We start from the raw sequence: 12,435 nt of genomic DNA, 5'->3' as shown, positions 1-12,435 counted from the left end.
TCCGGAACGGGGAGGAAACGGCCCATGAGGATCCGACGCATGCGGGTGGGCTCGACCCCCGGGCTGCGCAGGGCGGTGTTCCGGGCGCCGATCCTGCTCTACCGGTGGCGTCTGGGATGGTTGCTGGGCAGTCGGATGCTGCTGCTCACGCACACCGGCCGCACGAGTGGGCTGCCGCGGCAGGTTGTCCTGGAGGTGACCGGCCGGGACCCGCGGACCGGCGCGTACCACCTCGCCTCCGGTTTCGGTCCGGGTGCGCAGTGGTACCGCAACATCCAGCACACTCCGCAGGTCACCATCCAGGTCGGGCGGCGCAGGATGGCGGCGGTGGCCCAGCCGCTGGGCCCGGAGGAGTCCGGACGCCTGATGGCCGCCTACGCCCTGCGGCATCCGCATCTGGCCCGTGGGCTGATGCGGATGTGCGCTCTGAAGACCGACGGCAGCAGGGAGGACTACCACCGCGTCGGGCGGGATCACATCCCCTTCGTCCGCGTCCTCCCCGAGGAGCGGTCCGGGGGTCGGTGAGGAGCGATCACGCTACCGGGGTGGGCCGCGGGCTGTCGCGGGGACTGGTGCCGCGTCAGCCAAGGTGTGCCCGGTAGCGAGGCGTCCTGGTGCGTGCGATCGCAAGGCGGCGGGGAAGCCCTCGTAGGGGGCCTGCTCGGGCCTTTGGCCAACGCGGCGGGAGGGGGCACCTCCCAGCGGTAGCCGGGGGAGCGTGCCAGGGCGGCGAGCGGGACGAACCTTGGCTGACCCGGCACTAGCGCCGCTGGGCCGCCTCGGGACCGCTCCTGGCCGGTGGTGTGGTCGTGTGGAGGGCGCGCAGAACGGTCTGATGGGTGAGCCAGCCGACCGGTTCACCGGTCTCCGCCTCCAGGACGGGCAGTCCGGTGCCCTCGGCGGTGGCCAGGGGGTGGAGTGCCCCGCCCAGCGGGGTGCCGCTGGTCACCGCTGGGGGCCGTTCGGCGAGGTCGGCGACGGTGCGGGGGGTGGTGTGCGCGTCGAGGGCGGGGTCGGGTTCGGTGAGCGCTTCGGCGACGGCGCGCGCGGTGACCACACCCGCGTACCGCCCGTTCCGGCCGGTGACGGGCAGGATCCCACGGCCGGAGCGGGCGATCACGTCGGCGGCATCCTCCAGCGACAGGGTGCCGGGCAGCAGGGTGGGCAGTTCCTCCATCACCTCACGGACGGTCGCGTCGGCCAGCGGCGAGACCAGGCGCGCACCGTCCAGATCGATGCCGCGGCGGCGCAGTTTGAGGGTGTAGATGGTGTCGCGTGACAGCAGTCGGCCGGTGAGGGTGGCCAGGACGATCGCCAGCATCATCGGCAGGATGATGGAGTACTCCCCGGTCAGCTCGAACAGCACGATCACCGCGGTGATGGGGGCGCGGGCCGAGCCCGCGAAGGCCGCGCCCATGCCGACCAGCCCGTAGGCGCCCACCGCACCGGCGCCGCCGGGCATAAGGTGGTCGGCGGTGACACCGAAGGCGGTACCGGTCATCGCGCCGAGGAAGAGGCTGGGTGCGAACACCCCTCCCGAACCGCCGATACCGATGGTCAGACTCGTCGCGACGATCTTGCCCACCAGCAGGACCAGCAGCAGACCGACGGCGTAACGGCCCTCGATGGCGTTCTCCAGTACGGGGTAGCCCACCCCGTACATCTGGGGCAGCGCCAGCAACAGACCGCCCAGCAGCAGTCCGCCGACCGCCGGGCGCAGCCACTCCGGACCGCGCCAGGCCCAGTCGCAGGCGTCCTCGATCAGATACAACACCCGGGTGAACACCACGCCGACCGCGCCCGCGGCGACTCCGAGCAGTGCGAACAGCAGGTACTGCGCGGGATCGGCGACATGGAAGGCGGGCAGGGTCAGGAACGCCTCGTCCCCCAGCACCCCCCGGCCGATGACGCTTGCGGCGACGCTGGAGAGGACGACGGCGCCGAAGGACTCCACGGCGAAGTCCCGCAGGATCAGCTCCATGGCGAAGAACACCCCGGCCAGCGGGGCGTTGAAGGTGGCCGCGATCCCACCTGCCGCGCCACAGGCGACCAGCAGCCGCCTGCGGTCCTCCGGCACCCGCAGCACACCCCCGACGGTCGAGCCCAGCGCCGAGCCGATCTGCACGATCGGCCCCTCCCGGCCCACCGAGCCGCCCGACCCCATGCACAGCGCCGACGCCAGCGCCTTGACCACCGCGACCTGCGGGGCGATCCGGCCCCCTCGATGGGCGACCGCGTACATCACCTCCGGGACTCCGTGTCCGCGGGCTTCCCTGGCGAAGCGCTGCACCAGCGGCCCGTACAGCAACCCACCGACAACGGGGGCCAGCACCACGAACCACGGGCCGAGCCAGGGCACCCGGGGATGCGCGGCATGCCCGGCGTCGGAGTAGTCACCGTGTCCCGACAGCAGGTGGGTGAAGGTCTGGATCAGCCATCGGAAGGCAATCGCTCCCAGCCCCGCCCCACACCCCACCACCAGGGCGAGGGCGATCACGGCGGCTTGTCTCTCTCCCCGCGCGCCATTCAGCAGCCGGGCACCGGCTCTCGCCGGAGGGGACGACGACACGTTCCGAAGGTCTATCGCTTCACCATACACCTTTGCATTATGCAAATATTCGCGACAACGACAAGAGACCCCTCATCCCGGGCCGCGGCCGGCGCGCCGGTCCGCCCACGCGACCGCGGGCCGAGATCACCAGGCAGCTTGTGTCGGTGGGACTCCCGGCACGGAGGGCTCGCCGCCCGCTTCGGTGAACGCCTGCAGCGCCTCGATCAGATGAAATCGCTGACCAGAGGGCATGGCCTCGACGATGCACGCGATCTCCCGCCGCCGGTGGTCGGTGACCTGGGTGACGATCCGGCGGCCGCCCTTGGTGAGCGAGAGCACACTGCTGCGGCGGTCCTCAGCGGAGACACCACGCGCGACCATCCCTGCCGCGACCAAGCGATCGATCATGCGCATCGCGGTCGACGGCTGCACCCCCAACTCGCCCGCCAAACGCGACAGGCTCAGCGGTCCCCCGCTGTCGAGCACCACCAGCATGCGGAACTGCGGAAGGGTCAAGGATTCCTCGACCGCGGCCAGCGACCGGGCGGAAACGGCGACCAGCAGCCGGGAAGCCGTCAGCAGGGCGGTGACCATGGCGTCGGCCTCGGACTCGGACGGTGACGAAGAGCGGGGCATGGGCACCTTTTTATCCCCTCGGACCGACAGCACGCACGTCTTGGGGCGACCCGGCCCCGGCCCCGGCACGGCACGGCCCCGGACAGCAAACGAGCCGAGCAGCAGCCTTGAACCGAATCCGCCGTCGTTCGACGGCCCGGACACCTTGTCACACGAACCGCACGGCGACGACGTCCCGCCGACGGTACCCGCGCTCACGATCGACTTCAGCGCCGCAATGCTCCATTGGCGCCGCTTCGTACAACGCACTCACGAAGCAGCCCTATGGACCGGATGGGGTTCTCGCGGAAGACGCCATGACCGACACCAGGGAGCACATGCCGACCCGCCTGGGCACCGGGCCCCGTCCCCGACCGGGCCAGGGCCACCATCGCCGACAGCGGGATGAGCGGAACCACACCACCTGGCCCAACATCGCCTTCGATCCGCCGACTGTCACTGTGCTGATCCAGATCCTCCGCACCGGCGGCCGGTGACGGCCTGAGGCCGAACCGTGTGCCCGCCTTTCACCGACCCGGCCGGGTCTCCACCGCATCGTTGTACGGGTCCTTGGGCGCGGGAACACGCTGGACGGTCGTGGCGTCCAGGGCCGGGCTCGCGTCGTCCGTCCCGACCTTGCCGGTGGGGTGCCAGGTGCCGGTGACGCTGACCCAGGCATCGGCGGGCGGCGCCGTGGCCCCGTGCACCCGCACCTTGCGCACCGTCGCGTCGGCGGCGCAGCAGCTGATGGCCAGGCGGCTGACGTACCAGGTGCCGTGGCGGCCGGGGGTGACGAAGCCGGTGAGGCGCACGGTGTGCCCCCTGAGGGTGCCGCCGGTGTCCCAGACCGCCCGGGTGCTGAAGTCGTTCAGCGACAACTCGACGATCCCGTTCCGCGGCAAAGCGGGGAAGAGGCTGTCTCCGGCGGCGGGGGCCTTGGCCTTCGCCTCGTCACGGGCGGCGGTGTACGAGCCGAGAGCGGGTGGCGCCAGGAACAGGATGGTCAGCGCCGGTACGTACAGCAGCCAGGCGATCCGCGGCCCCTGAGAGTGATCGTGTCCATGGCCTTGGTGGCCACCGTGGTCGTGATCCGCGCGCGGGCGGTTGAAGGGAAAGCCGTCACGGGCGGCACTGACCGCGCCGAGCACGATCAGCAGCACCCCCGACGCGATGAGCGCGGGCCGCAGGCCAGCGCGCACATAGCGCAGATACAGATCGGTCAGCAGCGCGATGTGCAGCAAACCGACGCCGGTGAACAGGAGCAGCAGCACCTGGATGTTGCGCTTCACAGCAGCCACCACCCCACCAGAGCACTGCACAGCACCGCCACGACCCAGGTGGCCGACGAGAAGCGCAGGGCGAAGGTCCGTCCGAAGGTGCCGGACTGCAGCGCGATCAGCTTCAGGTCGACCATCGGGCCGACCACCATGAAGGCGAGCCGGGCGCTGGGCGAGAACCCGGTGAGCGAAGCGGCGACGAACGCATCGGCCTCGGAGCACACCGCGAGGACCACCGCGAGCAGCCCCAGCAGGGGCAGCGAGAGCCACGGCGAGTCGGAGAAGAGCCGCAGCACGGAGTGCGGCACCGCGACGTTGAACGTGGCCGCGGCCGCCGCACCGACCACGAGGAACCCCCCGGCGTGCAGGAAGTCGTGCTGGAGCGAGACCCGGAACTCCTCCGCCCGGCTCGCGCCGGGCATGTGTCCGGTGGGCCCCTTCGGGGTGCGCAGCCACTCCTCGCGGCCCAGACGGATCCACAGCCAGCCCATGACCACGGAGGTCAGCAGCGAGGCGACGAGACGGGCCGTGACCATCCAGGGGTTGCCGGGAAAGGCCACGTACGTCGCCATCAGCACGATCGGGTTGATGGCAGGGGCCGACAGCAGGAAGGCCAGCGCCGCCGCGGGGGTCACCCCGCGCCGCATCAGACTGCCCGCCACCGGGACCGACGCACACTCACATCCCGGCAGCACCGCCCCGGCGACTCCCGCGACCGGCACGGCGAGCGCCGGGTTGCGCGGAAGCACCCGGGTGAACACCCACGTCGGTACGAAGGCGCTGATCGCGGCCGACACCACAGTGCCGAGCAGCAGAAACGGCACACCCTGGATGACGATCGCGGTGAACACCGTCCGCCACGCCGCCACCGCCCGGTTGTCGAGCCCGGCGGAGATCTCGGGCCCCAGCACGATCGCGACGACGCCGAGTACCGCCACGGGGAGCCCCGCGATCAGCGCATGAGAGGTGACACGTACGGTTGCGCGCAGGCCGCCGCCACCGTCGGGATGTGCGGCCGACGGCGTCCGGTCATGGGCATGACTCTCCGCCTGCGGTGACGCGACGCCGACATCCCTGTCCACCGCACCTCCCCTCACACCACTCTTCGTCATGGCGACATCCGCAGCCACACCTTAGCGGCGGATCGGCCGATAGCCGTTCGGGGACCGCCGGTTCGGCCCTCGCAACCGGAGACCTGGCAGCGGACCACCGTCCTGCTCGTCCTCACCGGCTGCCCGGACTACGTCTCGGCCCCGGACTGCACACTCCGCTGACCGCCCGATCGGTCCCGATCGGGCCGGCCACCGTTTGCCGCGCCCTGCGACATCTGGAGGCCGCTGGCGGTGTCGATGTCGTACGCGATGACGCCGGGGGACGGCTCTACCTCTGGCGGCCGCCGAGGGGCACCGCCACTATCTGATCCGCCGCCGCTGCGTCCGGAGCCGGCCGCTGGACTCCGAGGCGGTGGACGGGTGGGCCGAGCGGACCAGCTCGTGCGGGCGCCGACGGCACCGTATGGCTGCTCCACTGCCGCCACCGGCACGAGCGCCGACACCTTCGAACGGCCCGGCGGGGCACTGCGTACGGCCCTGTCCCGCGACGCCCGGCACTCGGCCGCCACCGGGCCCACCGGCTACGCCGTCTGGCGCCGGGAAGACGGTCGTCCACCACATCGAACACCTGCGCCTCGGCGGCCGCGACACCTGACGAAGGCCGCTGGGGGTGGTCATCGGCGATGACCACCCCCAGCGGGCCGGAGCGCCTATCGGGAGCTGTAGGGGATCAGGGCCATCTCGCGGGCGTTCTTGATGGCGCGGGCGATCTGGCGCTGCTGCTGTCGGGTCACATGGGTGACCCGGCGGCTGCGGATCTTGCCGCGGTCGGAGATGAACTTCCGGAGCAGGTCGGTGTCCTTGTAATCCACGTAGGTTATGCCTGCCGCGTCGAGCGGGTTGACACGGCGACGCTTGGGGTCCGGGCGCTTGGTGCCGATGCGTCGGGACATGATCAGTTCCTTTCCGTATGGTGCCCATCCACGTTCAGGACACCGGGTCGAGCAACTCGTCGAAGGCGTGCGACAGCTTCTTCCAGCCGTCCGGCCCTGCCGCGTACTCGGCGTCGGTCAGCAGACACGAGTCCAGCAGGGCGACCAGACCGTCGCGGTCGAGGCCGGGCGAGGTGAAGGTGAGGTGCTGACAGCGGTCGCCGTGTTCGGGATGCCAGTCCATCGAAGCGGCCACCCGACGCTCGGCCGGCACCATGTCCCAGGCGGCGTCCGGCAGCGCCGCCAACCAGGGTCCGGCGGATTCCACGCACAGGGCCCCGCCTGCCGCGTCCCACGACAGCAGGGTGTCGGGCCGGTCGGCCAGCCAGAAGCGGCCCCGGCTGCGGGCCGCCGCACAGCTCAGATCCTCCAGCGCCTCGTACAGCCGATCCGGATGGAACGGGCGGTCGCGGTGCCAGACCAGGGTGCTCACCCCGTGTTCTTCACCCTCCTGCGGCAGCAGCGCACACGCCGGATGCTGCCGGGCCGCCGCCGCCTCGACATCGAACCCGGCCAGCAGAGCCACCCCCAGAGTCCCCTCGCCGACACGCACCTGCCGTGCGCCCGGGGTGAGCTGGGTGAGCAGGGCCAGATCGCCGTCGTCCGCGGACTCCTCGGACGTCTCGTCCTCGGCGACGGCGATCACGGTGGGGTACTCCAGCTGCCGGGCGAACGTGTCGCCGATGGTGCGCTGGTCGGTCGGGGCGGCGGCGAGACCGGCCTCGGCGAGGTCGTCGCCGTTGGCGAGGTACGGCACCATCAGGGCCGGGTCGACCACGGTGGCCACCCCGGTCAGCTCCAGCGGCGCGCCCTCGGCCGCGATGACGGCGGCCATGGCCTGGGGTTCCACCGAGTCCCACAGCTCGACGACGGCGAGCCGGTGCCCGCCGCCCGTGGCCAGGCGCAGCAGTTCGGGGACCAGGTCCTCGCGCAGCGCACAGCACGCGCAGTCGTTCACCAGCGGCGCCTCGCCCTCGCCGAGCGGCCCGGAGGCGTCGCGCACGGCGCGGTCGGTGGCGGCGGACAGATCGTGGTGCAGCGCCACGGAACCGGGCACCGTGCGCAGGATCTCCTCGACGGCCGCCCGGCGCGCGTCGGCGTGCAGCCCGCCGACGATGGCGACGGGCAGCCGCCCCTCCGCCACACTCACCGGTCCCCCCGTCCGCGTCCGTAGCGCCGCTCGAACCGCTCGACGCGGCCCGCGGTGTCCACGACGCGCTGGTTGCCGGTGTAGAAGGGGTGGCTCGCCGAGGAGATCTCGACGTCGATGACCGGGTAGGTGGTGCCGTCCTCCCATTCCACGGTCTTGTCACTGGTGGCGGTGGAGCGGGTGAGGAAGGCGAAGTCGGCGGCCCGGTCGCGGAAGACGACCGACCGGTAGGTGGGGTGAATGCCTGGCTTCATGGCGGTCAGCGCTCCTCACGGAAGTCGACGTGGCGCCCGGCGACCGGGTCGTACTTGCGCAGGGTCAGCCGGTCGGGGTCGTTCCGCCGGTTCTTCCGGGTCACGTACGTGTAGCCGGTGCCTGCGGTGGACCTCAGCTTGATGATCGGGCGTAGCTCATTGCGTGCCATGGACGACAGCATACATAGGATCGATTTTCATTTTCATTAACTGATACGGTGCTGCCGTCCCAACCCCGTACGAGAAGGAGAACCCATGTCCGCCCACTGCCAGCTCACCGGCCGACAGCCCGGCTTCGGCCACCACGTCTCCCATTCCCACCGCCGCACCAAGCGCCGGTTCGACCCCAACATCCAGCGCAAGCGCTACTGGCTGCCGAGCGAAGGCCGCCACATCCGGCTCACCCTCAGCACCAAGGCCATCAAGACCGTGGACACGATCGGCATCGAAGCGGCCGTGGTCCGTATCCGTGCCCGGGGAGGGAAGGTCTGATGGCCAAGAAGAGCAAGATCGCCAAGAACGAGAAGCGCCGGGTGATCGTGGCCCGCTACGCCAAGCGCCGCGCCGAGCTGAAGGCCGTCATCGCCGACCCCCGGGCCTCGGCGGAGGAACGGCTCGACGCCCAGCGGGAGCTGCGCCGCCAGCCCCGCGACGCCAGCGCCACCCGCGTACGCAACCGTGACTCCATCGACGGCCGCCCCCGCGGCCATCTGCGCGCCTTCGGCCTGTCCCGCATCCGCCTGCGCGAGATGGCCCACGCCGGCGAACTCCCCGGAGTGACCAAGAGCAGCTGGTAACCATCGCCGGGCCGCCTGCGGTCGACCCGGCCACCTATCCCCCGGCACGGGATCCGGCGATACGGCCCCACACTGCCCTACGCGGCGGCGAGGCCGTCATCGCCGTGGCCGGACAGGCCCTCCCGACGCTGTGTCAGCCCTCTGGGCCGGGCGCTGGGTAGCCGAGCAGCGGATCGGGCAGGCGGGTCCAGCTCTCGATGCCGAGGGCCAGTTCACCGTCCGCGAGCACGGCGGCGTCCAGCGCGGCCCGCAACCGGTCCGCGTCCAGGTCGGCGCCGGTGAAGACGATCTCGTTTCGTCGTTCGCCGTAGTAGTCGTCCCAGTACCACGAGGCGAGCGTCCGGCGCTGGGGCGAGGCGGCGCGCCATGCCGCGGTGTCACCGTCCTCCAACCAGCCTCCCGCCTCGTGCAGTTCGAGGTGGCGCCCGGCCGAGCGCCAGGAGATGATCGTCCGGGGGCGGGTGGCCATCCACAGGTGTCCGCGGCTGCGCACCACCGACGGCATGACCCGCGGCAGGCTCTCCGCCAGCCGTTCCGGATGCAGCGGGCGCCGGGACCGCCAGAGCACCGAGGCCACGCCGTGGTCGACGCCGCGGCGGCGCACGACGGGCGCGACGACATCGAGACGGTCGACCGGTTCGGCCGTGCCCCAGCGGGAGTCGGACCGCGTCAGGGCCGTCAGCGCGGGGCCATCGCCGTCCTCCGTGTCGATATGCACGACAGCCGACGGGTTGAGATGGCCGAGCAGGGCGCGACACCCCTCGCGGCGGCCGTCGCCCTGGCCCGGTCCGCCCCGCAGGACCATCACCTGGGCGGCCTCCAACTGGCGAGCGGCGGCTTCGGCGACCGTGAGGGACGCGGCGTGCGGATGATGCCCGAAGACGTGGGCGGCGCGGTGCACACAGCGCAGATCGTTCAGCAGACGGCCGGGGTCCACGCCGACGGCGGTCGGGGCCAGGTCGTAGTGGTGCGAGAGCGGAGTCCTGCCCAGTGGGGTCCGCCACAACGCGGCCAGAAACGGCGCGGCATCCACGTTCTCAGGGAGGGCGAGAACGACATGCGGACGCGTGGCAGCCCGTGCGATGGTGTCCAGGTCCTGCCGGATGATCACCGCCGGGTCTCCGGTCGCCCCCTGACACAACGCTTCGCCGAACGAGGCTCGCCGCCGTCCCTCACCGCCCATGGCGAGGCGCTGCACGAAGGGGTACCGCCCCGCCTCATCGGCGTGTACCGAGACCGAGAGCACCAGCGCGGCGGGCGAGGCACACCGCAGGAGGTCCAGTACGCGCCCCCTGGCTTCCGGGGTGTTGCCGCACACCAGACCCAGCAGGCCCCGGCCCGTGTTCGCGTCGGTGCTCACTCCGCCGCCTGCGCGATGGCGGTCACGAGGGCGTGGGCGGATCTGCGTGCCCGCAGCAGTACCAGCGGCACATCTCCTCCTGGGTGACGACGTCACGGTGTCACCCCGAGCCTACATGGAAACGGTACTCATTTTCATATACAGTGAAGGTGACCACTTACCGAACAGGAAAGGACCCGCACGTCATGGCCGTGCCCAAGCGGAAGATGTCCCGGAGCAACACCCGCCACCGCCGCGCGCAGTGGAAGGCGAGCACGCCGGAGCTGGTGACGGTCACCATCGACGGCCGCGAACACCGGGTGCCACGCAATCTCGTCCCCGCCTACCGGCGCGGCCTGCTGCGCCCCGAGGGCTGACCATCCGATGGCAGACCAGCTTCCGGTGACGGTCCTGTCGGGGTTCCTGGGATCCGGCAAGACCACGCTCCTCAACCATCTCCTCACCAACCGCGACGGGCTGCGCGTCGCGGTCATCGTCAACGACATGAGTGAGGTGAACATCGACGCCGCCCTCGTCCGCGACGGCGACGCCGCCCTCTCCCGCACCGAAGAGCGCCTGGTCGAGATGGTCAACGGCTGCATCTGCTGCACCCTGCGGGACGACCTGCTGGAGGAGGTGGGCCGGCTCGCCGGGGAGGGACGGTTCGACTACCTCCTCATCGAGTCCAGCGGCATCTCGGAACCGATGCCTGTCGCCGCGACGTTCGCGCTTCCGCGCGACGACGGCGCCACGCTGGGCGAGGTCGCACGCCTCGACACCATGGTCACCGTCGTCGACGCCGCGAACTTCCTGCCGGAGCTGGCAGGCGGCGAGGAGCTCGTCGAACGGGGCCTCGACCAGTACGAGGACGACGAGCGCACGGTCAGCGATCTCCTGATGGACCAGGTCGAGTTCGCCGACGTCATCGTCCTCAACAAGCTCGACCTGGTCACCCCCGAGACCGCCGAACGTCTGGCGGCGGCACTGTCCCGGCTCAACCCGGCCGCCCGTCTCGTGCCCGCCACCCACGGCCGGGTGGAACCGGCGGACGTGCTCGGGACCGGCCGCTTCGACCTCGACCGCGCCCAGCAAGCACCCGGCTGGGTCATGGAGCTCAACGGCGACCATGTACCGGAGACCGAGGAATACGGCATCTCCAGCACCGTCTTCCGCGCTACCCGGCCGTTCCACCCCGCGCGGCTGTGGGACTTCGTCGCCACAGAGCTGGACAGCGGGACCTACGGCAGCGTCCTGCGCTCCAAGGGCTTCTTCTGGTTGGCCACCCGCCCGCGCGTGACCGGGCTGTGGTCACAGGCAGGTGCCGTCGCCCGGTTCGAGCCGTCCGGAGCGCACGACAGCCGAAGCGAATCCGGGGAGAACACCGACCGCGGCCAGGAACTCGTCTTCATCGGCACCGGACTGCGCCCCGCCGCCCTGCACACGTCCCTGTCCGCGTGCCTGCTCACCGACGACGAGTATGCGCGGGGCACACCCCACTGGGCGACCTGGGAAGACCCCTTCCCCACCTGGGAGACCTACGGCCTCGACGAGACCTGCGACCACGAGCACAGCCCGCACGAGGCTGTGCCGGTAGCCCAGCTCTGACCAACGGCGCGGCACCCGGCGGACTCCGAGCGGTATGGCGTGCGGGGCGGCGAGTTCGCCCCCTCCCGCAACGATCCACCTCATTGTGGGCGCGGGTCGCCCCGTGACCGCCGCCTGGGCAAGTGATCCTCAATCTCGCCCCGCCGAGGGCGCCAACCCGCGTTTCGCGGGCTGCCCCTCCGCCCAGCCGGCCACCCCCGATCCCGGCCTGTACATCACTTCCCGGGCCGCGGACGGCACCCTCCGGGTCTCGCACCCCGTCCGCTTACGATTCTGGTCATGGATGTCATGTTCAACTAGCATGCGCAACAGATCAATACCTGTGCAGCGGGAGGCGAGCGTCATGCACGGTTCGGCGGCCGGGGAGTTGACGCCGCCATGGCGGTCGACCTGGCAGCGGAGCGCCGTACTGCGAGCGCTGGACGACCACCCCGACTTCGTCTCCGCGAGGGCGTTGCACGCGGCACTCGCGGCAGACGGCACCACCGTGGGACTCACCACGGTGTACCGCACGCTCCGCAAGCTGGAACATGCCGGGAAAGTCGACGTCGTACGGGACAGGACCGGTGAGCGGCTCTACCGCCCCCGCCCCGACGACGGCCACCGCCACTACGTCGTCTGCCGCGGTTGCGGCCTCAGCCTCGCCGTCGAAGCGGACCCCGTCGAGCGCTGGGCGGACGACGTGGCCGTGGCGACAGGATTCGCCGAGGTCGAGCACACCGTCGAGCTCACCGGGATCTGCGACCGGTGTCGGCCGGCACCGGACCGGGACGCGTCGCAGCCATAGCGGCACGTCAAAACTT

Annotated in this window: 16 protein-coding genes; 7 read left to right on the top strand and 9 right to left on the bottom strand. The window is 71.2% G+C overall.

Annotated features, from left to right (window positions below; translation table 11 throughout):
* Nucleotides 1-24 precede the first annotated feature (24 nt).
* Nucleotides 25-525 (top strand): nitroreductase family deazaflavin-dependent oxidoreductase, encoded by a 501-nt coding sequence (locus tag HUT19_RS33785; protein ID WP_176184069.1) that lies wholly within the window; start codon nucleotides 25-27, stop codon nucleotides 523-525.
* A gap of 235 nt (nucleotides 526-760) precedes the next feature.
* Here HUT19_RS33785 and HUT19_RS33780 read toward each other — a convergent pair whose 3' ends face one another.
* Both HUT19_RS33780 and HUT19_RS33775 read right to left on the bottom strand, forming a co-directional pair.
* Entirely contained in the window at nucleotides 761-2,494 is a 1,734-nt protein-coding gene (locus tag HUT19_RS33780; RefSeq protein WP_176187617.1) for a chloride channel protein, read from the bottom strand.
* A gap of 201 nt (nucleotides 2,495-2,695) precedes the next feature.
* On the bottom strand, nucleotides 2,696-3,145 hold the full coding sequence (locus HUT19_RS33775) for a MarR family winged helix-turn-helix transcriptional regulator (RefSeq protein WP_254885922.1): 450 nt from the start codon (nucleotides 3,143-3,145) through the stop codon (nucleotides 2,696-2,698).
* 338 nt (nucleotides 3,146-3,483) lie between these two features.
* On the opposite strand from HUT19_RS33775, the gene HUT19_RS33770 reads away from it, so the two are divergent.
* On the top strand, nucleotides 3,484-3,663 hold the full coding sequence (locus tag HUT19_RS33770; RefSeq protein WP_176184067.1) for a hypothetical protein: 180 nt from the start codon (nucleotides 3,484-3,486) through the stop codon (nucleotides 3,661-3,663).
* Nucleotides 3,664-3,693: 30 nt separating this feature from the next.
* On the opposite strand, the gene HUT19_RS33765 is transcribed toward HUT19_RS33770, so the two are convergent.
* The 6 genes from HUT19_RS33765 to rpmG form a co-directional block, all read right to left on the bottom strand.
* Nucleotides 3,694-4,455 (bottom strand): TIGR03943 family protein, encoded by a 762-nt coding sequence (locus HUT19_RS33765; RefSeq protein ID WP_176187616.1) that lies wholly within the window; start codon nucleotides 4,453-4,455, stop codon nucleotides 3,694-3,696.
* Nucleotides 4,452-5,525 carry a permease gene (locus tag HUT19_RS33760; protein WP_176184066.1) on the bottom strand — a complete coding sequence of 358 codons (1,074 nt, stop codon included), beginning with the start codon at nucleotides 5,523-5,525 and terminating at the stop codon, nucleotides 4,452-4,454. The genes HUT19_RS33765 and HUT19_RS33760 overlap by 4 nt, the downstream gene beginning before the upstream one ends.
* 680 nt (nucleotides 5,526-6,205) lie before the next feature.
* Nucleotides 6,206-6,448, bottom strand: coding sequence for a 30S ribosomal protein S18 (gene rpsR, locus HUT19_RS33755; RefSeq protein WP_176184065.1), 243 nt, complete (start codon nucleotides 6,446-6,448; stop codon nucleotides 6,206-6,208).
* A 34-nt stretch (nucleotides 6,449-6,482) separates the two neighbouring features.
* Nucleotides 6,483-7,637, bottom strand: coding sequence for a GTP-binding protein (locus tag HUT19_RS33750; RefSeq protein WP_176184064.1), 1,155 nt, complete (start codon nucleotides 7,635-7,637; stop codon nucleotides 6,483-6,485).
* A complete protein-coding gene (locus HUT19_RS33745) occupies nucleotides 7,634-7,891 on the bottom strand; it encodes a type B 50S ribosomal protein L31 (protein ID WP_176184063.1) in 258 nt (85 codons plus the stop codon). The genes HUT19_RS33750 and HUT19_RS33745 overlap by 4 nt, the downstream gene beginning before the upstream one ends.
* A 5-nt stretch (nucleotides 7,892-7,896) precedes the next feature.
* Complete coding sequence (gene rpmG / locus HUT19_RS33740) at nucleotides 7,897-8,061, bottom strand: 50S ribosomal protein L33 (RefSeq protein WP_017949758.1); 165 nt, start codon at nucleotides 8,059-8,061, stop codon at nucleotides 7,897-7,899.
* 85 nt (nucleotides 8,062-8,146) lie between these two features.
* On the opposite strand from rpmG, the gene rpmB reads away from it, so the two are divergent.
* Nucleotides 8,147-8,383: a 50S ribosomal protein L28 gene (gene rpmB / locus HUT19_RS33735; protein WP_176184062.1), complete on the top strand. Its 237-nt coding sequence runs from the start codon at nucleotides 8,147-8,149 to the stop codon at nucleotides 8,381-8,383.
* A complete protein-coding gene (gene rpsN / locus HUT19_RS33730) occupies nucleotides 8,383-8,688 on the top strand; it encodes a 30S ribosomal protein S14 (RefSeq protein WP_176184061.1) in 306 nt (101 codons plus the stop codon). Before rpmB ends, rpsN begins: the two co-directional genes overlap by 1 nt.
* 133 nt (nucleotides 8,689-8,821) lie before the next feature.
* On the opposite strand, the gene HUT19_RS33725 is transcribed toward rpsN, so the two are convergent.
* Nucleotides 8,822-10,048, bottom strand: a complete 1,227-nt coding sequence (locus HUT19_RS33725) for a GTP-binding protein (protein ID WP_176184060.1) — start codon at nucleotides 10,046-10,048, stop codon at nucleotides 8,822-8,824.
* Between the two features lie 185 nt (nucleotides 10,049-10,233).
* Here HUT19_RS33725 and rpmF point away from each other — a divergent pair, with 185 nt between their 5' ends.
* The 3 genes from rpmF to HUT19_RS33710 all read left to right on the top strand — a co-directional run bounded on the left by rpmF (nucleotide 10,234) and on the right by HUT19_RS33710 (nucleotide 12,419).
* Nucleotides 10,234-10,404, top strand: coding sequence for a 50S ribosomal protein L32 (gene rpmF, locus HUT19_RS33720; RefSeq protein ID WP_176184059.1), 171 nt, complete (start codon nucleotides 10,234-10,236; stop codon nucleotides 10,402-10,404).
* A gap of 7 nt (nucleotides 10,405-10,411) precedes the next feature.
* Entirely contained in the window at nucleotides 10,412-11,632 is a 1,221-nt protein-coding gene (locus tag HUT19_RS33715; protein ID WP_176184058.1) for a GTP-binding protein, read from the top strand.
* A gap of 301 nt (nucleotides 11,633-11,933) precedes the next feature.
* Nucleotides 11,934-12,419 carry a Fur family transcriptional regulator gene (locus HUT19_RS33710; protein ID WP_254885921.1) on the top strand — a complete coding sequence of 162 codons (486 nt, stop codon included), beginning with the start codon at nucleotides 11,934-11,936 and terminating at the stop codon, nucleotides 12,417-12,419.
* Nucleotides 12,420-12,435: the final 16 nt, after the last annotated feature.

It is taken from the genome of Streptomyces sp. NA02950 (assembly GCF_013364155.1).
GTDB lineage: Bacteria > Actinomycetota > Actinomycetes > Streptomycetales > Streptomycetaceae > Streptomyces.
The sequence above is the reverse complement of the archived record's forward strand: the minus strand, read 5'-3'. Positions and strand labels throughout refer to the sequence as shown.